General features: G+C 60.6%; 15 protein-coding genes and 1 tRNA gene. 12 read left to right on the top strand and 4 right to left on the bottom strand.

What is annotated here, in order from left to right:
• Both V1T76_RS25340 and V1T76_RS25335 read left to right on the top strand, forming a co-directional pair.
• Nucleotides 1-3726, top strand: coding sequence for an AAA family ATPase (locus V1T76_RS25340; RefSeq protein WP_330563461.1), 3726 nt, complete (start codon nucleotides 1-3; stop codon nucleotides 3724-3726).
• 592 nt (nucleotides 3727-4318) lie between these two features.
• Nucleotides 4319-4615 (top strand): hypothetical protein, encoded by a 297-nt coding sequence (locus V1T76_RS25335; protein ID WP_330563460.1) that lies wholly within the window; start codon nucleotides 4319-4321, stop codon nucleotides 4613-4615.
• A 210-nt stretch (nucleotides 4616-4825) separates the two neighbouring features.
• Here the strand turns inward: V1T76_RS25335 and V1T76_RS25330 are convergent.
• Nucleotides 4826-4902: transfer RNA gene (locus V1T76_RS25330), tRNA-Met, on the bottom strand.
• 114 nt (nucleotides 4903-5016) lie between these two features.
• The gene (mnmA, locus tag V1T76_RS25325; RefSeq protein ID WP_330563459.1) at nucleotides 5017-6195 is read right to left on the bottom strand and encodes a tRNA 2-thiouridine(34) synthase MnmA; all 1179 of its coding nucleotides are present in this window, start codon (nucleotides 6193-6195) and stop codon (nucleotides 5017-5019) included.
• Nucleotides 6196-6503: 308 nt separating this feature from the next.
• Here mnmA and V1T76_RS25320 point away from each other — a divergent pair, with 308 nt between their 5' ends.
• The 9 genes from V1T76_RS25320 to flhA all read left to right on the top strand — a co-directional run bounded on the left by V1T76_RS25320 (nucleotide 6504) and on the right by flhA (nucleotide 17692).
• Nucleotides 6504-8690 carry a flagellar hook-length control protein FliK gene (locus V1T76_RS25320; protein ID WP_330563458.1) on the top strand — a complete coding sequence of 729 codons (2187 nt, stop codon included), beginning with the start codon at nucleotides 6504-6506 and terminating at the stop codon, nucleotides 8688-8690.
• Nucleotides 8691-8720: 30 nt separating this feature from the next.
• The gene (locus V1T76_RS25315) at nucleotides 8721-9380 is read left to right on the top strand and encodes a flagellar hook assembly protein FlgD (RefSeq protein ID WP_330563457.1); all 660 of its coding nucleotides are present in this window, start codon (nucleotides 8721-8723) and stop codon (nucleotides 9378-9380) included.
• A 382-nt stretch (nucleotides 9381-9762) separates the two neighbouring features.
• On the top strand, nucleotides 9763-10038 hold the full coding sequence (gene sciP / locus V1T76_RS25310) for a CtrA inhibitor SciP (RefSeq protein ID WP_006940094.1): 276 nt from the start codon (nucleotides 9763-9765) through the stop codon (nucleotides 10036-10038).
• A 309-nt stretch (nucleotides 10039-10347) separates the two neighbouring features.
• Nucleotides 10348-11961 (top strand): flagellar basal-body MS-ring/collar protein FliF, encoded by a 1614-nt coding sequence (fliF, locus tag V1T76_RS25305; protein WP_330563456.1) that lies wholly within the window; start codon nucleotides 10348-10350, stop codon nucleotides 11959-11961.
• Nucleotides 11962-11963: 2 nt separating this feature from the next.
• Nucleotides 11964-13010: a flagellar motor switch protein FliG gene (gene fliG, locus V1T76_RS25300; RefSeq protein ID WP_330563455.1), complete on the top strand. Its 1047-nt coding sequence runs from the start codon at nucleotides 11964-11966 to the stop codon at nucleotides 13008-13010.
• Nucleotides 13011-13048: 38 nt separating this feature from the next.
• On the top strand, nucleotides 13049-13741 hold the full coding sequence (locus tag V1T76_RS25295; RefSeq protein ID WP_330563454.1) for a FliH/SctL family protein: 693 nt from the start codon (nucleotides 13049-13051) through the stop codon (nucleotides 13739-13741).
• Nucleotides 13738-14073, top strand: a complete 336-nt coding sequence (fliN, locus tag V1T76_RS25290; protein WP_006940080.1) for a flagellar motor switch protein FliN — start codon at nucleotides 13738-13740, stop codon at nucleotides 14071-14073. The genes V1T76_RS25295 and fliN overlap by 4 nt, the downstream gene beginning before the upstream one ends.
• Nucleotides 14074-14085: 12 nt before the next feature.
• Entirely contained in the window at nucleotides 14086-15438 is a 1353-nt protein-coding gene (gene flbD, locus V1T76_RS25285) for a sigma-54-dependent transcriptional regulator FlbD (protein ID WP_006940078.1), read from the top strand.
• A 76-nt stretch (nucleotides 15439-15514) separates the two neighbouring features.
• Nucleotides 15515-17692 (top strand): flagellar biosynthesis protein FlhA, encoded by a 2178-nt coding sequence (gene flhA, locus V1T76_RS25280; protein WP_330563453.1) that lies wholly within the window; start codon nucleotides 15515-15517, stop codon nucleotides 17690-17692.
• Nucleotides 17693-17770: 78 nt separating this feature from the next.
• Here flhA and V1T76_RS25275 read toward each other — a convergent pair whose 3' ends face one another.
• Together V1T76_RS25275 and V1T76_RS25270 are read right to left on the bottom strand one after the other, a co-directional pair.
• Entirely contained in the window at nucleotides 17771-18046 is a 276-nt protein-coding gene (locus V1T76_RS25275; RefSeq protein ID WP_330563452.1) for a flagellar biosynthesis protein, read from the bottom strand.
• A 149-nt stretch (nucleotides 18047-18195) separates the two neighbouring features.
• Nucleotides 18196-18471 (bottom strand): flagellar biosynthesis protein, encoded by a 276-nt coding sequence (locus tag V1T76_RS25270; protein ID WP_330563451.1) that lies wholly within the window; start codon nucleotides 18469-18471, stop codon nucleotides 18196-18198.
• A gap of 143 nt (nucleotides 18472-18614) precedes the next feature.
• On the opposite strand from V1T76_RS25270, the gene V1T76_RS25265 reads away from it, so the two are divergent.
• Entirely contained in the window at nucleotides 18615-19232 is a 618-nt protein-coding gene (locus V1T76_RS25265; RefSeq protein ID WP_330563450.1) for a GNAT family N-acetyltransferase, read from the top strand.
• The last annotated feature ends 46 nt before the right edge of the window (nucleotides 19233-19278 follow it).

Below are 19278 nucleotides of genomic sequence, written 5' to 3'. Positions count from 1 at the left end.
ATGACGCCGGAAGACAGGCTCGCAATCAACCTTTTCGGGGTGTTTGAAGCCCGCGCGCAGGGCATTCCCCTGAGGTTGCCGACGCGGCGGGTGGAGCTTGTCCTCGCGCTTCTTGCTCTTTCTCCTGGCAAGGCAATCAGTCGCTCGTACCTTTCTGCGCTGCTTTGGCCCGGACAGGAGAGCTCGCTGGCGCGGGCTTCGCTCCGGCAGGCCCTGTTTCGATTGCGCGGAGCGCTCGGCACGCAACATGCGGCGGCCCTGGAAACGGAGGCCGGGTGGGTGAAACTTCGCCGCGAGGCTGTCGTGATCGACATCGATGCCATAGACGAGGAGGGCGCGGGTCCCGGCGAGGCCCCGGACGGGTTGCCGTTGGACGGGCTCTCCGGTTTTGAGCCGGAATTAGAAGAAGTGATCGATGCGGCGCGTGCCGACCTCCGCCTGCGCCTGTGTGCCTGGCATGCCGCGGCTGCGAAACGGGCCCTGGCTGAGCACCGATTTGTCGACCTCGAAGCTCACGGGCGACGGCGGCTCGCATTGGAACCCTATGACGAAGCGGCATTGCGTGACCTGATGACCGCCCTTTGGCGGCAAGGGCGACGTAACGCGGCGCTCCTGGCGTTCCAACAGGCGAGCCAGCGCATCCGGGAAGACCTGTCGGTCTCGGTCGAGCCTGAAACCATAGAGCTCTTCCAGAATATCCGTGCATCGCGTGACCCAAGAGAGGAAAGCAACAAGGCGGAAACCGCAGGCAAGGACAGCCCGGCCGCCGTGCATGGGGAGCCGCCAGGGCTACCGTTCGCCGAACGGGTCAAGAGCACGGAGGAGGGGGCTGGACTTGCGCATCTGCGCTACCTTGCCGTGATCCACCTTGCTTCGGAGCGATTGCGGGCGTCGATGATCGATTCCGATCCCGAAAACGCCGAGGCGGCAGGCAACAGGGCCATTCGCGCCATTGAGGTCGTTATCAAGCGCGAAGGAGGAAAGATCGTCGGCCGCGCGGGACATCAGCTTTCAGCCGTTTTCGGCGCATACCGTCCCGACGAGAGCCCGGCATTGTCCGCAGCGCTGGCGGGTTTTGAAATCGCCGGACAGGACTGCGCCGTCGGTATTCACGCAGGTGCAGGCCTCGTCGGCAGCCAGTCCGAGGCGTTTCCGCTTGCTCTGCACGCCCAGTCGCTTTCCGCTATGGCCAAATCTGGCGAGGTCCGCGTCACCGCCGAAGTCGAAGCCTCGTGCCGCGGTGCCTTCGAGTTTAGCCCGGCCGAGCCGCTACCGGAAGAAAGCGGCATCCCGGCCGTTGCGACCTGGCGTCTCAGGCGCGAAACATCGGTGCGTAGCGGCTTTGATATTCGAAAGGCGCGAGGCCTCGGCCGCTTCTGCGGAAGAGACCTGGAACTTGCTGCATTGACCGACGTCGCCGCGCAAAGCGGACCACGCATTGTGGCGGTCATCGGCACGGCCGGTATCGGAAAATCGCGCCTGGTCCATGAGTTCCTGAAGCAATCGCCACCCGGCACGTTGCTGCGCGTGCAGTTTGCACGCGGGGAGATGGGAGGGAGTGTCGCCTGCTTCTCAAACATGGTGCGATACCTCCTGGATATTGACCCGGACCAGCCGGAGCCGGGCATCGAGGCGGCGCTTCCTCCGGAACTGGCAACTGACGAGCTCAAGGAATGGCTTGTCCCGGCACTTGCCGGCGTGCTCGGCCAGGTGGAGCTGGAAAAACCATGGCTCGCGCTGCCGCGTCACCAGAGGTTTCAGGTGTTGGCAGATGCATTGCTGACGATCATCGGAGCGCTCGCCGGACGAGACTGCGTTCTGTTGATCGAGGACATGCATTGGGCCGATGAGCAGGCCGTTGCGCTGATTGAACGCCTGGTGCGCTCGCTGGATGCCGCGGGTCCGATGCTCGTCATCACACGCAGACCCGCCAGCGCGGAGAGCTGGTTCGGTCAGGAACATGTCAGGACACTGACGCTCCAGCCGCTGGGGCGAGAGGATGCGGTTGCGTTGCTCGCCGATACCGGCTTGCCAAGCTTGATCCGTGCCGCGGTGTTGGAGCGATGCGAAGGCGTGCCGCTTTTCCTGGAGGAGTTCTCGCGCGCTGCCATCTCGGAACACAAAGACCCGAAGGATGTCGCGGACACGTACCCTGGCTCTCAACCTTTCGGTTTCCTTCCGCCGGGCCTCCTCGGGATCCTGTCATACAGGATCGATGCACTCTCCGATCCGGCGCGCCAGACGCTTGAGGCCGCCGCCGTTCTTGGCGCGGAGCCGACGGATACTTTCCTGACGATGCTCTGCGGTCTGAGACGTGAGGCCTATGATGTGGCGATTTCTGAGCTCGCCGATGCTGACCTCCTGTACCGGATCCGCATGTTTCCGAAACGCTCCTACGCTTTCAAGCATGCCCTGATACAAGATGCCGCTTATCACGGGATTCCCGCGAGCCGGCGCGCCGCGCTGCATGCACGCGTCGTTCAGGCGCATGAAGAGCTGGGACGTGAAGGCGATATCGACGATGCCGCCCTGGCTTTTCACGCCGTGAACGGCAACCTGCTCGAACAGGCTGTTGAGTTTGCCACGCGTGCTGCAAGGGACGCAGCGACACGATCGAGCTACGCACAGGCCAACCGGATGACGGACATAGCGCTCCAGGCTATCGCCGGTTTGCCTTCGAGTGAGAGGCTGCTGCGCCTTGAGGCCGACATACTGTCGTGGCGCCGGGCGTTGCTGTGGCCGTTGGGGCAGATGAACCGGACCATCGACGGGCTGGAGCGGGCAGAGGCGATCGCCCGCGACCTTGGTGATGACCATAAACTGGCCGAGGTGTGCATTCACCGGGCCTATATGCATTCAGGCGATGGAAAACCCTGGCTGGGTCTTGATTTCTGCACCAAAGCCACGGCCGCGGCTTCCCGCATCGGCGAGAAACAACTTCTTGCCGAGGCTGCACTGGCCCGTTGCCAGATTCATTCGCTGCAGGGAAAGATGCGTGCGGCCCTGGAGGCGATCCATGATCACGCCGCAGCCTGGGATGATCGCCGGCACGCTCTGGACGGGCTTCTGGTGACCCGCTACGTGATGATGAATTTTCTCGTCGCGCGGGCTCATGTGGCCCTGGGGGAAGGAGACGCGGGATGGGAGCATATCCGCAGGGCCGCCAGGACAGCGATGGAGACAAACAGGCCCGCCGACCGATACATCACCTGCCGCGGACTGGCTGATATCGGCGCGTTCTGCCGGAACCCCGAAATGGCTCTCAAGGCGTGTTCAACGTCCCTTGAAATCGCGCGGCGTGCCGATATGCCGGCGTATGTCGCCTGGGCAGAGGCCGATTTGGCGGAGCTCAAGCTGGCTTCGGGTGAGTACAAGGAAGGCATGGCGGACCTGCAAACCTTGCTGGATCAGGACAGCGGCATGCTTCTGCGGATTGCCCGGATCAAGGCGAAAACGGCTCTGGCGTGTTCTGTTCCGGAGAACGGCAACAAGTCCGTTCAGCGCCTGCAAGACGTATTGCAGGAAGCCGAGGCTGCGGATCTTCCTCTGCCGCGCGTCAGGCTCCTTCGCGAGATTGCGGAGCAGCTCAAAACGGCGGACCCGGTAAATGCCACGGACCACAGAAACGCCGCAGACGAGATTGAAGCGACGGAAGGCTATTCGGTGGCAAATGCCCCGGATGCGTCAGCGTTTGATGCGCTTCTTGCAGCACTCGGGGACGTCTAGGGTGTGCCCCATGGGGCGAAACGTTCCTTGATTGCGAAGTTCAAGGTTCGTGGTCTGCCACTCCGGAGTATAGAGAATATTTCCCTGAGAGAATGGCGAATATATCTACCAAAATCATCGATGGCTTCGTCGCAAATAGACTGGTCGAAAAGAGAGACGGCAGGCTTGTTTGGAGCGAAAAGATGGCCCCGCATTTCATAATGACCCGGCGAGGAGGGCCGCTTGTCTGGCGTGATGGAAGCGACGAACCCTACAAAGAAGAAGCGAGCGAGTTCTTTGCAAGAATTTGCATGCTTTCTGATCACACCCTTTACTGACCAGGATAACCAGTCAGTTGTGCCGCTTCTGGAATTTCTTGCGGACTGCAAGGGGGAAGAGAGCCAAAGATGCCTAACAGGTTTTCTTGGTGGCCTTGAAGAATGTTGGTAGCGGAGGAGGGAGTCGAACCCCCGACACGCGGATTATGATTCCAACGTTGGTGCAATCGTAATAAGAACTCGGAGAAAGAAACGGATGCTCCACGATCGCATTCAGACTACCAATTCTACAGTTCGGCAGGTGTGTTGATCTGTGATTACTGGGCGCCTTTAAGATGAGGTATTTCACCGTAGACGGCATGAGTTCTGGAACGGGTGTCCGGGACACTCTGGATGGCGGGTTTGTTGATTTGGACAAAATCGGCGTTTCGGCCGGGTTAAAGAGAGATATCCGCGTATGGCTTTTGGAATATGAAGCTGAGTTCTTTGCTGGGTTTCGAAATTTGAAGACCCTGGCAGCCTTGGATGAGAAGGGTCTCCAAATCGCACAGCGTCTTTCCAAGGAAATACCAGGATCAAAAACTGAATATTATTCGGATGGAAAATCCGAAAAAATTTACTTCAAGCTATAGATCGATCCCATGCAGTGAAATTGATGCTGTAGTGAGCGCGATGGGGCTTGAAGTTCAAATCCGGGATCGGGCGGGCAGCGAGTGTCTCTGCGTACCCAAATTGAAGAAAATCAGGATCGACTGCAGGAAAGACAACAATCGCAAATGCAGCAGCATTTTCTTCATTGAATAAAATGCTGCTAGGCAACCGATAGGTTTTATTACGGAGGATGGTAGCGGAGGAGGGACTCGAACCCCCGACACGCGGATTATGATTCCGCTGCTCTAACCGGCTGAGCTACTCCGCCATCCCGTGCAATCCGGGCCTGGGTGGCCCGCGCGACGTGGGGTGCTTATAGTGAGGCGGCGGGCGGGCGTCAAGCGTTGAATTGGCGTCCGGCCGCAAAGTTTTTTGTCTTGCTTCAGGCCGCGGAAACCGGGGCTTTGGCCTGTGGAAAATCGATCGCCCAGTCGCCCGTGCGTTCGGTCTTGTGGATCCAGCCACCGCCCAGAACGCGGGCTGTTTCGTCGTCCGTATCGAAGAAGACGCAGGCCTGGCCCGGGGCGACACCTGTTTCGCCGTTGACGAGATCGACAAAGCCTTTGCCGTTCAAAATGCGCAAGGTGGCCGGTGCCGGCGGCCGGGTGGAGCGGACCTTGGCGAAGAGTTCGATCTCATCGCCTTCGTCCAGCGGCTGGTCGCCGATCCAGTTCATTTCACGCAGCAGGATGGTGCGGGTCGCCAGTGCTTCGCGCGGGCCGACGACGACACGGCGCTCGTCCGGGTCAAGGCGCACGACATAGAGCGGGTCACCCGTCGCGACACCAAGGCCGCGGCGCTGGCCGATGGTGTAATGGATGATGCCGTCATGCGTGCCGAGCACGCGACCGTCCATATGGACGATCTCGCCCGGTTCGGCCGCGTTGGGGCGCAGCTTGCGGATGACCTCGGCATAATCGCCATTGGGTACGAAGCAGATGTCCTGGCTGTCCGGCTTGTTGGCGACGGTCAGGCCGAATTCGGCTGCAAGCTCACGCACTTTCGACTTGGGCATGCCGCCAAGGGGAAAGCGGAGGAAATCGAGCTGATCCTGCGTGGTGGCGAACAGAAAATAGCTCTGGTCGCGGTCGAGATCGGCGGGACGGAAAAGCGCGCGCTTGTTACCCTGCTGGGCGGAGCGGACGTAGTGGCCCGTCGCCAGTGCATCGGCGCCGAGGTCCTTTGCGGTCTTCAGAAGATCGGTGAACTTGACCGTCTGGTTGCAGGAAACGCAAGGGATCGGGGTTTCGCCGGCAATATAGCTGTCGGCGAAACGGTCCATGACCTGTTCCTTGAACCGGCTTTCGTAATCCAGCACGTAGTGGGGAATGCCGATGGTTTCGGCCGCGCGGCGGGCATCGTGAATGTCGACGCCCGCGCAACAGGACTTCGCCTTGCTGACGGCGGCGCCATGATCGTAAAGCTGCAGGGTGACCCCGATGACGTCGTAGCCTTCGGCCTTCATCAGGGCAGCCACGACCGAGCTGTCGACCCCGCCGGACATGGCGACGACAACGCGGGTGTCTTCCGGGCGGCCGGGCAGATCCAGACTGTTTCGCATCCAGTGTACTTCCAGAAGTTTTCGGCCGATCGCGCAGGCGGGGCGGTTGTCCGTCCCGTGCCATCCACGCCCTGTCGGGCGGGCGGCGATCAAGGGCCCAATTCAAAGTTGGCGGCACTATACAGATAAGGTGCGCGGCTGCCAATTGCTTCCCCTGCATGGCAGGCACGCTTTGCCGGACCGGCAAAGCTTGCCGCCCGCAGGCCGGTGTCGAGGCGGGGCAATCTGGAAAAACCTGAATGAAATCAACGGTTCTTTTCGCGCTTATGACTTGGCCCGATGTTTGCTTCCAATCTCGGTGACGTAATGTGCCCGCCGCTGCGGGCCGGGATCTGGGGGCAAACGTGCTGCCATTTGGACTGACAACAGATGTTTCTGCCGGGGCGCTGGCAGCAGGCGCGGGCAGCGCGCTTGCTGGCGGACAGGCGTCTGCCGGTTCTGCTGCAGCCTCCTCGCTTGAGGGGAAGGCAAACGGATTTGCCGACGAGTTGAACTCGATTGCCGGGCAGGGCAAAGGGCAAGCCAAGGCACAGGCAGGTGCTGCGGTCACCGGCAAGGGTGGCCGGACGGCCGATCAGCTTATGCCTGGCGCGGTTGCCACGCAGATCCAGGCCAATATGGCCACCGGCGAAGTCGCTCCCGCTGGTGCAGCAGACCCGGCAGTGCCTATGATCGATCCGGCTGTCTCGGGCACAATCAGCACCGCAGGTCCTTTGCCCGGTGCTGGTCAGCCGGTGGATGCCGGGGATGATCTGCTTCCTTCCGAACGGGATGAAGCAGCGCCGTCTAGCGAGGTTGCCCTGGCTGCTGGGTTTGCCCCGGCCACGCCAGTTGTGCAGTTGGTGCCGCAAGCAACGGGTGAGGGCGCTGCTGCTTCTTCAGTTGACGCCAGCTCCGGAGTTTCGGGTGAAGGTGGTTTCGGGGGCGGTCTTCCAGGGGGTGGGGTGCCAGGTGCAGGTGGGGCCGGTACAGCGGTTCCCGGTGCAGCGGCGCCCGGTGCCGCAGCGTCTGACTCCGCACCACTTGCGGGCGCTGGACCTTCGACGCCTCTGGACGGTCCGGCAAATGGCGCAGCACCTCAGCCTGCGGCTGAAGCAGGAAGCAAGGCCAACATGGGTTCTGCTTCAGCGGCCACGACACCGAACTTCGCTGGTGCGCCGACGGATGCGCAGGCGCGTGCCACTCAGCCTGCAATGCCGGAACGGCTAGGGTCTTCCCTGATTGCAGAGGCTCAGGCCGCCGTTTCGCGGCCGGCGGCTGTTACGACAGAGCGCCGCTGGCAAAGCGAGCTGCCGAAAGAGTTTAGAGCGTCGGCAACACCTGCCGTGCCGCCGTCAAATTCGAAACCCTCCGCAACGCCGACAGTTCAGGCCGCTGTCGGGGCTGCTGTTGACGCGGTGGCAAAGGTGGCGAGCCAGAAAGCGCCTGAGGCCCCCGGTCTTCAGGTTGCGGCAGCGACACCTGCAGGAACTCATGCGGCTCCGGTTGCGGCTGTTGCTCAGGCTGTCGCAGCTCCTGAGGGTGCAGCAGTGCCTGCCGCTCCCGTCGTGGATGGGGAAGCTGCTCAGCCGGTGGTGGTGACTGCCGAAACAGGTGAAGCTGCGCCGAAGCCAGGAAACGCCACAGGCGCGGCGGTTACACAGGTTGCTGCCGGTGTGAATGCGGGTGCAGCACCCGTGCCGCAACCGGTTCAGCCGGCAGCGCAGCCGGTGGTGACTGACCAGCCGCAAATATCTGGCACTGTCACCGAGGAAGGAGCCGGTCTGGGCAATCCTGCGGTTGAGGCTGAAGCCGGACCGCAAGCCGCGAACGCTGCCAAGACGGCGGCCGCTGCTCCTCCTGCCAATGCGGCGGACCAGAAAGGGCCGGAGCCTCGGGGAGCTGCATTGACTGCTGTTCCGGCGGCGGCGCTTTCGAACATCGCATTTGAAGAAGCGGATCTGCCCGCGGATCTGCCGGAGACTAGCATTTCCGGTGAAATGGGCACGGCAACGGTACGCGGCGGCGATCTGGCCGGTGCAATGCGGACCGAGAGCCTGCAAGCGCCCAGCCAGAGCCAGTCTGGCCATGTGGCCACCCAGGTGGCGGCTGAGATCGCCCGCAATCTGAAGAACGGCCATACCCGTTTCCAGATGCGTTTCGACCCGCCGGAACTCGGCCGGGTCGAGGTTGAGATGAAGGTTTCTCACGACGGCAAGGTTCAGGCGCATCTGCGCGTCGACCGGCCGGAGACGCTGGACATGTTCCTGCGTGACCAGCGTGGTCTGGAACGGGCGCTGGAGGCCGCAGGCCTCAACCCGGATTCAGACAACCTGCAATTCTCCCTGAGGCAGGACGGGGGCCAGCAGTTCGGCTCCCAGCAGGGCGAGGGGGATCAACGGCCGGCCATGAACGGTGGCGGAGGGACGGTTTCTGCAGAAGCTGATCCTATGCTTGAAGACATTGTCAGAATGACCATCGCCGAACAACGCGGCGGTCTGGACATGAAAGTTTAACGGGGCGGGTTGCCGTCTCAGGAGTGAAAAATGACAACTGTTTCTCCAACTTCCGCAGCATCGTCGCAGAGCGGTTCGGCAACCAGCCAGGCAGGCCTGATCGCCGATTACGAACTGTTCCTGAGCATCCTGACGACCCAGATCCAGAACCAGGATCCGCTGGATCCTCTGGACTCGGCGGAATACACCAATCAGCTTGTGCAGTATTCGAGCGTTGAGCAGGCCATCAAGCAGAACCAGAACCTGGAAGAGATCATTGCCTCGCTGACCAGTAGCCAGAGCATGGGTTACGTCAGCTACATCGGCAATGAAGTCACCGCCGACGCGTCCACGACCACCTTGTCCGGCAGCAAGGCAAGCTGGAGCTACAGTCTGGAAGAAGACGCGACAGGTGAGTTCGAGATCCGCAACAGCGCTGGTTCGATCGTCTACAGCGGCGAAATCGAACTGGCCGCGGGGGATGGCACCTTCTACTGGGGTGGGCAGACGGACTCAGGACAGCAGGCGGTCGACGGGCTCTACACCATCTCCTTCGACATGAAGGACGCCTCCAGCCGCCCGGAAACCGTCAGGACCACCGTATCCGGCATTGTCGACAGCGTGGACTGGTCGAGCGGCGAGGCAGTGCTGAAGGTTGGCAGCCAGGAGTTTCCGGTCAGTTCCGTGGTATCGGTCGCGCGACCGACCTGATCGTCCCGCCAAACGAAGTTTTTTCAAAGCCGCTCCGGAGCATTCCGGGGCGGTTTTCTGCGTTTTTCGGGCCTTTGGGAAACGCTGCGCCGGACGATGGACGTTTGCCGGCACATAAAATTTGCGGTTGAAGTGCGCTTTGGGCGTGCTGCAATTTTCCAGTTAACCGAATTGCCTTGCAAATTGCACGAGCAGGTAAATATGGTTAACGATTTCATATAATACTATTTAGAATTGGACCGTTTATCTTTGCCAAATCCTAAATATCATTCATTAAATTTCGATTTTATAGTTAATAAAAACACAATTTTGCTTTAGGCGTTTGTTAAGCGTCATCTTGTAGTCTCAAATCAGCCTTGGTCATGGTTAGTGTGAGAGTACAATGACCGAACACATTCGTTCGCGTGTAAAATATGTCATCGGACCGGACGGGAGCCCGCTAACCATCGCGGACCTGCCTCCGACTTCGACAAAGCGGTGGGTCATCCGCCGCAAGGCAGAGGTGGTTGCCGCAGTTCGCGGTGGCTTGTTGTCCCTTGAAGAAGCTTGCCAGAGGTACACTCTGACAGTTGAGGAGTTTCTCTCCTGGCAAAGCTCGATTGAAAAGCACGGCCTTGCCGGGCTTCGAGCGACCCGGATCCAGCAATATCGAAATTGATCCGGAAAAAAGTTTCTGCAACGCGCTCAAAGGCGCAATCAAAGGGTCGGCTCTGCCGGCCTTTTTATTTGGCTTGCCCTCTGAGAGAAACTTATCCAAAAATTAATGAAGTAGGCAGTTTTTCCCCACCTGAGTTGCAGTTTGCATTAATGGAATTGGCAGAAACCGGCCGATCCGCCCTTATTGGAAAGGTTTTGTTAACCACTTGTTAACCACCTGGGCGGCAAATTTTGCCCATCGAAGGTGTGGCGTGTCCGGCCGACTCCAATAATAACGGCAAGGACATGTTTCAGATGCGGGCGGGCATTCGTGAACGGACTTGTTGAATTCATCAAAACCCTGGGGGCGGCGCGCATTGCTGCAATGGGGGCAGTCGCTGCAATCCTTGTCGGCGTCTTTGCGTTCATCATCTTCCGGGTGACGGCACCCCAGATGACGACGCTCTACAATGAGCTGACTCTGGAAGATTCCGCGGCCATCGTTTCGCAGCTCGAAAGCCAGGGCGTGCAGTTCGAGATCGCCCGGCAGGGTGCTTCGATTCTCGTTCCGAACGAACAGGTTGCCCGCTTGCGCATGCAACTGGCCGCCGAAGGGCTGCCGACCGGCGGTTCGATCGGTTACGAGATCTTCGACCGTTCAGATACACTCGGTGCCACCAGCTTCGTTCAGAACATCAATCACCTGCGTGCCATGGAAGGCGAGCTGTCCCGCACGATCGGGTCTCTAGATCGTATACGTGCAGCCCGCGTTCACCTGGTGATCCCGGAGCGCCAGTTGTTTCAGAAGGACCGTCGTCCGCCGTCCGCTTCCATCGTGCTGAACGTTCGCGGTGCGCTTGGGCCGGGTGAAATCCGTGCGGTCCAGCATCTTGTTGCCACAGCCGTTGACGGCCTCGAGCCGGACCGTGTCTCCATCGTTGATGAAAGCGGCCGCCTGCTGGCTTCCGGCGTGGGCAATGATGAAGACGGCCTTCTGACGAATTCGCTGCAGGAGCGGACTGTCGAGATCGAAGGCCGGCTGCGCAATCAGATCGAAGAAATTCTGAACTCCGTCGTCGGACCGGGCCGGGCACGGGTTCGCGTCAACGCGGAAGTCGACTACAATCGCCTGACAGAAACCACCGAGACCTTTGATCCGGACGGGCAGGTGGTACGGTCCACCCAGTCCAAGGAAGAAGCCTCTTCTGCCGTATCGCGGAACGGACAGGTTACGGTCGCCAACCAGTTGCCGAATGCGGATGCCGGTCAGGGTGGTGCCGAGCGTGACACCTCGTCCATTACCGAGGAAATCGTCAATTACGAGATTTCCCACTCGACCCGGACCGAGGTTGTCGAGGCCGGCAAGGTCAAGCGGCTGTCCGTTGCCGTTCTGGTCGACGGCACCTATCAGCCGGATGGCAATGGCGGCAGCACCTATACGCCGCGGTCTCAGGAAGCCCTGGACCGGATCGCGGTTCTGGTGCGTTCCGCTGTTGGATTCGACGCTGAGCGGGGTGACGTTGTTGAAGTCGTGAACCTGCAGTTCGCGTTGCCGCCGCAGGACGACCTGCTGGCCGAAAGCGACAACCTGTTCGACTTCACCCGCAACGACATCATCCGCTTTGCAGAGCTGGGCGTGCTGTTTCTGATCGCGGTGATGCTGCTGCTCTTCGTGGTTCGTCCGCTTCTGCGCCGCATCGTGACACCGGAAGAAAAGCAGCCGCAGGAGCTGATGATCGGCCCGGATGGAACACTCGTGATAGAAACGGAAGTCCCGCAGGAAGAAGCGCCTGAAGATGAATTCGTGATCGAATGGCTGGAACAGGCCAAACAGGAAGGCGCGATGCAGGCAAGCTCGATTGCCAAAGTGGGCGACATGATCAAGGACCACCCGACCGAAGCAGTGACAATCGTCCGCGGTTGGCTGGATGAACAGGCGGCCTGACAGTGAGCGATCACCTCCAGAAACAGCTAAAGGTCAGCGCCGACGAGGAAGAGCGCGAGCTGAAGGGAGCGGAGCGGGCAGCCGTTCTGCTTCTCGCGCTTGGTGAATCCCATGGGGCGCCGATCTGGGCCAAGCTTGACGAGATTGAGGTGCGTCAGGTGTCTGCCGCCATGGCAAACCTTGGCCCGGTCACACCGACCATGCTGGAGAACCTGTTCAAGGATTTCGTGCGCCGCGTGAGTTCAAAGGGCTCCCTGACGGGCAACGTCGATGCGACCGAGCGGCTTCTTGCCAGTTTTCTGCCGGGCGACAAGGTCTCCATCATTATGGAGGAAATCCGGGGACCGGCTGGACGCAACATGTGGGAGAAGCTCTCCAACGTGCAGGAGAACGTTCTCGCCAACTACCTCAAGAACGAATATCCGCAGACCGTCGCAGTGGTGCTGTCGAAGATCAATTCCGACCATGCCGCACGGGTGCTTGGCATCCTGCCGGAGGAACTGGCATTGGAAGTTGTCAGCCGAATGCTGCGCATGGACGCCGTCCAGAAGGAAGTTCTGGAGAAGGTGGAACAGACGCTGCGCGTGGAATTCATGTCGAACCTCACCAACACCTCGCGGCGCGACAGTCACGAGATGATGGCGGAGATCTTCAACAATTTCGACCGGCAGACCGAAGCCCGTTTCCTGGCGGCACTGGAAGAGGACAACCGGGAAGCGGCAGACCGCATCAAGACGCTGATGTTCACCTTCGACGACCTGTTGAAGCTCGACGCGGCGAGCGCGCAGACGCTGCTGCGGCACGTCGAAAAGGACGCTCTGGCCATTGCGCTCAAGGGGTCCACGGACACGGCAAGGGAATTCTTCTTCGGCAACATGTCGTCGCGCGCTGCAAAGCTTCTGCAGGACGACATGGATGCCCTCGGGCCCGTGCGGTTGCGCGACGTGGACGAGGCGCAGACCGGCATGGTGAACAAGGCCAAGGACCTGGCGGCAAAAGGCGAGATCATGATCTCCAAGTCCAAGGGCGAGGATGAAATTATCTACTGATGCGGCAAACGGCAGGCACTTACAGCAAAATGGGACGCATGACCAACCCATCGAAATTTCTGTTCAACGTCGACTTTTCCGAGCCTGAAGAGCCGGAAGTGGTCGCTCCCGTCGAGCCGGAGATACCGATGATTCCGGTTGCCCAGCATGAGGAAATCCTGAAGAAGGCAAAGGCTCAGGCTTTCGAGGAAGGCCGCGTGAAGGCGCTTCAGGACCTGCAGACCAAGCAGGAAACCCTGCTGACGGCCGAAGTCAGCCATCTTGCCGATTCCGTTGCCCGCGTCCTGGAAACCCTGGATGGTCAGGTGGCGGACCGCGAGAAAGATGCCATCAGCCTCGCTTTTCTTGTGGCCAGACGCCTGTGTGCCCATCTGATTGCGCGCCAGCCGCTGGCAGAGACGGTGGCTTTGGTGTCAGAATGCCTCGGACCGTTGCGCAAGGCGCCGCATCTCGTCATCCGGATCGCGGAGAAGGATGTCGAGGCGCTGAAGGCCCAGGTGGATCCGATCATTCACGAGAAGGGCTTCGAGGGACGGCTGGTCATCCTCGGTGAGCCGGATATCGGCCGTGGTGATTGCCACATCGAGTGGGCCGACGGCGGTATCAGACGCGACCGCAAGGCGATCGAGGCCGAAATCGATGCCAGCATTCGTTCCTATCTGCGCGGGCGTAGCGCGGAAAGACGCAGCAAGACCTCCGACACGTCGGCGGAAAAGGAAACTGACGCATGAGCGACGAGCAAGACCATAACATCCCGCTCGACGAGCTCGAGGCGCCGGAGCGCCGGCTCGACGATAGCGAAACGCATGTTCCGCAATCCGCGGCCGACCTTGAAGCCGTGTTCGATGTACCCGTGCGCATTTCCGCCGTCCTGGGGCATTCCAGAATGCATGTGTCGGACCTTTTGAAACTGGCGTCCGGAACGGTTCTGGAACTCGACCGGAAGGTGGGGGAAGCCATCGATATCTATGTGAACGACCGGTTGGTCGCCCGTGGCGAAGTCGTCCTGGTGGAAGACAAGCTGGGTGTGACCATGACTGAAATCATCAAGACGGATCGATAGGGATAGGAACGGATGCGGCTGTTAATTGTCGGAACGCTCGGCGGTCAGCTGACGACGGCTTCCAAGATCGCGATGCAGGGCGGGGCTCAGGTCACCCATGCGGACGATATCGAGGGGGCCCTGAAAGTCCTTCGCTCCGGTCGCGGCGCGGACCTCCTGATGGTCGAGGTTCATCTCGACATTGCCGGGCTGATCCAGAAACTCCAGAACGAACGCGTTCATGTGCCGGTGGTGGCCTGCGGCGTGGAAACGGATGCCCAGGCGGCGGTTTCCGCCATCCGGGCGGGCGCGAAGGAATATATTCCGTTGCCGCCCGATCCGGAGCTGATCGCCGCTGTGCTGGCGGCTGTCGCCCAGGAACGCGGTGATCTTATCTACCGGGACGATGCCATGGCATCGGTGGTCAAGCTGGCCGAACAGGTCGCGCCGTCGGATGCCTCGGTTCTGATCACCGGTGAAAGCGGTACGGGTAAGGAAGTCATTGCCCGCCATGTTCACAAATGCTCGAACCGGGCGTCCAAGCCGTTTATCTCGATCAACTGTGCAGCGATCCCTGAACACCTTCTGGAATCGGAGCTGTTCGGCCACGAGAAGGGCGCCTTCACCGGCGCGGTCGCGCGGCGGATCGGAAAATTCGAGGAAGCTGACGGCGGAACACTGCTGCTGGATGAAATCTCGGAAATGGACGTTCGCCTGCAGGCCAAGCTCTTGCGCGCCATCCAGGAACGGGTGATCGACCGTGTTGGCGGCACGCGCCCGGTTCCGGTCAACATCCGCATTCTGGCAACGTCCAACCGCGATCTTGCCGAAAGCGTGCGTCAGGGACATTTCCGCGAAGATCTGCTGTTCCGCCTCAACGTGGTGAACCTGAAGCTGCCGGCGCTGCGGGAGCGGCCGGCGGATATCATGGAACTCGCCCAGTTCTTCATTAAACACTACTCGGAAGCCAATGGCATGCCGGTGCGACCGCTGTCCGTGGAAGCCCGCCAGGCGCTGATGTCCAACCCGTGGCCGGGCAACGTGCGCGAACTGGAAAACACCATGCACCGGTCTGTGCTGCTGGCGTCGGGCGGCGAAATCGGCGTGGAAGCGATCCGCATGCCGGACGGCACGCCGCTGACGGTGTCCAAGGGCGCGGCGGAGCGCGCTGCACAGACGGCCGAAGCCGTCACGCGGTCGTTCGTCGGGCGAACCGTTGCCGATGTCGAGCGTGACCTCATTCTCGATACGCTCGATCATTGCCTGGGGAACCGCACCCATGCTGCAAAAATACTGGGTATTTCAATCCGGACGCTGCGCAACAAGCTGAATCAATATACCGATGAGGGAATAAGCGTTCCCGGACCGGGCGAAGCCCGGGCCTGAACGGACCGGCAGGAACCATAACAAGGACTAAGATGCCCGGTGATCCGGGCGGCGGTCACAGGATACCAGAAGAGAAATGTCGGACACGGCGGCAGGCGAACAGCGCAGGACGGAAGGCCCCTCAGCGGAGCAGCAGACGGCTGCGCCCGCCGCGGCTACCGGTCTAGCCGCCTTCCCGTTCCTTCAGGAGGTGTTTGACACCCTTCGCCGGGGTGACGTCGGTCTTGCCACCGGCATTCTCGTCATCCTGACGCTCCTGATCCTGCCGATGCCGCCGGTGATGCTGGATACGTTCCTGGCGGTTTCCATCATCTTTTCCGTCATGATCCTCATGACGGGCCTGTTCATCCAGCGGCCGCTGGAATTCTCGTCCTTCCCGACGGTGCTCCTTATTGCGACCATGCTGCGGCTCGGTCTCAACATTTCCTCCACGCGGCTGATCCTGGCAAACGGGCATGAAGGCACGGCGGCGGCGGGCAACGTCATCCAGTCCTTCGGCAATCTCGTCATGGGCGGGAACTTTGTCATCGGGATCATCGTGTTCGCGATCCTCGTGATCGTGAACTTCGTCGTTATCACCAAGGGTTCCGGCCGTATCGCGGAAGTCGCGGCACGCTTTACCCTGGATGCCATGCCGGGCAAGCAGATGGCGATCGACGCGGATCTGTCCGCAGGTCTCATCGATGAAGCGGAAGCCAAGTCCCGCCGCAAGGCGCTGGAGGACGAAAGCGCCTTCTTCGGTGCCATGGACGGTGCGTCCAAATTCGTGCGCGGCGATGCCATCGCCGGCCTTCTGATCACCTTCATCAACATTCTCGGCGGGATCTTCATCGGCGTTGCCCAGATGGAGCTGACCTTTACCGAGGCGGCCAACAACTACACGCTGCTGACCATCGGTGATGGTCTCGTCTCCCAGATCCCGGCGCTGATCGTCTCCACAGCCGCGGGTCTTCTTGTTTCCAAGGCCGGCGTTCATGGCGCTGCCGACAAGGCACTGACCAGCCAGTTCACCGGCTATCCGAAGGCCCTTGGCATGTCGGCGGCGGTGATGATGATCCTGGCGCTGCTTCCCGGCATGCCGATGATCCCGTTTTTCGGTCTTGCCGGTCTTGCCGGCTATCTGGCTTTTTCCGTCGGGGCCAAGAAGAAGCAGGCTGCCGCCAAGGCCGAGATGGTCAAGGCGGTGGAAGCCGCGCCGAAGCCGCTGCCGGAGCCGCCGATTACCGACGCGCTGAAGATGGACGAATTGCGGATCGAACTGGGCTATGCCCTGCTGCCGTTGATCAACGGCAAGGCAACGGGCGACAACGATGTGCTGACCGAGCAGATCAAGGCTCTGCGCCGACAGATCGCGGGCGACATGGGCGTGATCATGCCGCCGGTACGCATCCTCGACAACATTCAGCTTGGCGCCAACGACTACGTCATCAAGGTCAAGGAAGTCGAAGCCGGGCGCGGTGTGCTCTATCCGAACCACTTCATGGTGATGGATCCGGCCGGTGGGCAGGTCAAACTGCCGGGCACGCATACCACCGAGCCCACCTTCGGACTGCCGGCAACCTGGGTGGAAGCCCAGTACCGCGAGGACGCTTCCCTGCGCGGTTATACGGTGGTGGACCCGGCAACGGTTCTGTCCACGCATCTGACCGAGACCATCAAGGCCAACATCAGCGAACTCCTGACCTATGGCGATGTGCAGAAGCTGCTGAAGGAGCTGAAGGGCGAGCAGGCCAAGCTGGTCGAAGACCTGATCCCGTCGCAGATCACTGTTTCCGGTGTCCAGCGGGTGCTGCAGACGCTGCTGGGCGAACGTATTTCGGTCCGCGATCTCGGTACCATTCTGGAAGGCGTTTCCGAGGCGACCGGCATGACCCGCAACACGGACACCATCGCCGAACACGTGCGCACCCGGCTTGGCAGGCAGATCTGTGCCGCCAATCTAGCGCCGGGGGGCTATCTGCCGCTGATCGCGCTGTCGCCGCAATGGGAACAGGCTTTCCTGGAATCCATCATCGGCGATGGGGACGACCGTCAGCTCGCCATGCAGCCGAGCAAGCTGCAGGAATTCGTCGGCAGTGTCCGCGATGCGTTCGAGCACGCAGCCCAGCAGGGCGAGGTTCCCGTGCTGCTGACATCGCCACAGACCCGTCCGTTTGTCCGCTCCATCGTCGAGCGCTTCCGCGCCCATACGACGATCATGAGCCAGGCGGAAGTGCATCCGCGGATCAAGCTGAAGACGATCGGTTCGATCTGAGGTGGCGCAGTCGCATGAGTGCTCAGCAGGGCGCTCTACAGGGTGCTGTTGAGCACCTGCACAGGTGTCACGCTGGCTTCAGACCACCACGTTGATCCGGGCCATGGCCGCCGTCTGGCTAGCGTAAGTGCCGAGCCGTCCCTGGTTCTGCATGACGAACAGGGTATTGGCCTGCGAGGCCTGCGTGTTGATCGTTTGCATCACGTAAGAGAGGTTGTTCAACTGGTCGATGCGCTTTGCGGCTGCCTGGCGCCGCTTTGCCCATGCCTTGTTGTAATCAGCCAGCGAGAGCTTCTTGCTGGAGCTGAAACGTCTGGAATAATCCCGTTGGAAGTAGCTGCTGACCTTGGCCATGCGATTGCCTTTTCAAAAGACTGAATCAGCATAGCTCCCGGAAGGATGAACAAAGTCTTAACGGGTAGTCGTCCCGGAAGACGCTGCGTAAATTTTGGCGGGAGAAGGGGCTGCTGCCAGAGCAACCACCTGGCTGTCGGCAGGGAAAACTAGACGAGCACGTTGATGCGGGCCATCGCCGCTGTCTGGTTTGCGTAGCCACCCAGCCGACCCTGATTCTGCATGACAAACAGCGTGTTTGTCTGAGAAGCCTGGGTGTTTATGGTCGCGAAGGTGGATGCCAGATTGCGAAGCTGCTGCATTTTCTGCGACGCTCCCTGACGGCGTCCGTTCCAGGCCTTGTTGTAGTCAGACCAAGTCGACTTCCGCTTCGTGCTGAAAGTTTTGTGGTAGTCCCGCTGGACGTAGTTTCCGACCTTTGCCATGGCAGCTCCTTCCTGGAGATCTGAACAGACAGTGTGCGAAGATGGTTAACAAGCTCTTAATCAAAGGCATTCTGCCCTGGGCGCTTGGCGATGATCCAGTCATTTGGTAAGTCCTGCCAAAGGCACGGCAATCTGGAGTTTTCATGTCGACGCAAGCGCTCAACCTCGATGGCTATACGGATATCCCGGAGGGCAAGGTTGCCTTCGTGGTGACGTTTCTGGAAATGCTTCAAGCGCCGGAAAGGCCGCTTGCCCCGCCGCGCAGCGATGTGACGTTGAGGAGGTGGGAGACGCCGGAAACGGACAGCTATCGCAAGCTGTTCCGCGAGGTGGGCGAGGACTGGATCTGGTTCGGCAGGCTGGTTCATGACGATGCGACGCTGAGGCAATTGCTCGCCGAACCGGGGCGCGAGAACTATCTGCCGATGATCGACGGCAAGCCTGTCGGAACTCTGGAACTGGATTTTGCCAACCCGCAAGAGCCGGAACTTGCCTATTTCGGCCTGGTGCCGGGCGCAATCGGTGGCGGGCTTGGGCGCTGGTTGATGGCCCAGGCGCTGGATATCGTCTGGTCCCGCCCGGAAACGAAACGCCTCTGGGTGCATACCTGCACCGGTGACAGCCCTCAGGCACTGGCGTTCTACAGGGCCTGCGGCTTCAAACCCTACGGGCGTGCTATCGAAGTTGCCGAAGACCCGCGCCTGCTGGGGCTGCTTGGACCCGAAAGAGCGCCGCATGTGCCGGTGATCGGCGGAAGATGAAATCGGCGAAACCCTGAACAGGACCGGGGGGATTGCGAGCTCAGAC

Origin of the sequence: Roseibium sp. FZY0029 (genome assembly GCF_036350355.1) — a bacterium.
Classification (GTDB): Bacteria; Pseudomonadota; Alphaproteobacteria; order Rhizobiales; family Stappiaceae; genus Roseibium.
This window is presented reverse-complemented; position numbering and strand designations above follow the sequence as displayed.

Bases quoted from the DNA above. Each gene is read 5' to 3' on its own strand.
- V1T76_RS25340 (WP_330563461.1), top strand. From the start codon at position 1: ATGACGCCGGAAGACAGGCTCGCAATCAACCTTTTCGGGGTGTTTGAA.
- V1T76_RS25335 (WP_330563460.1), top strand. From the start codon at position 4,319: ATGAGGTATTTCACCGTAGACGGCATGAGTTCTGGAACGGGTGTCCGG.
- mnmA (WP_330563459.1), bottom strand. From the start codon at position 6,195: ATGCGAAACAGTCTGGATCTGCCCGGCCGCCCGGAAGACACCCGCGTT.
- V1T76_RS25315 (WP_330563457.1), top strand. From the start codon at position 8,721: ATGACAACTGTTTCTCCAACTTCCGCAGCATCGTCGCAGAGCGGTTCG.
- sciP (WP_006940094.1), top strand. From the start codon at position 9,763: ATGACCGAACACATTCGTTCGCGTGTAAAATATGTCATCGGACCGGAC.
- V1T76_RS25295 (WP_330563454.1), top strand. From the start codon at position 13,049: ATGACCAACCCATCGAAATTTCTGTTCAACGTCGACTTTTCCGAGCCT.
- fliN (WP_006940080.1), top strand. From the start codon at position 13,738: ATGAGCGACGAGCAAGACCATAACATCCCGCTCGACGAGCTCGAGGCG.
- flbD (WP_006940078.1), top strand. From the start codon at position 14,086: ATGCGGCTGTTAATTGTCGGAACGCTCGGCGGTCAGCTGACGACGGCT.
- flhA (WP_330563453.1), top strand. From the start codon at position 15,515: ATGTCGGACACGGCGGCAGGCGAACAGCGCAGGACGGAAGGCCCCTCA.
- V1T76_RS25275 (WP_330563452.1), bottom strand. From the start codon at position 18,046: ATGGCCAAGGTCAGCAGCTACTTCCAACGGGATTATTCCAGACGTTTC.
- V1T76_RS25270 (WP_330563451.1), bottom strand. From the start codon at position 18,471: ATGGCAAAGGTCGGAAACTACGTCCAGCGGGACTACCACAAAACTTTC.
- V1T76_RS25265 (WP_330563450.1), top strand. From the start codon at position 18,615: ATGTCGACGCAAGCGCTCAACCTCGATGGCTATACGGATATCCCGGAG.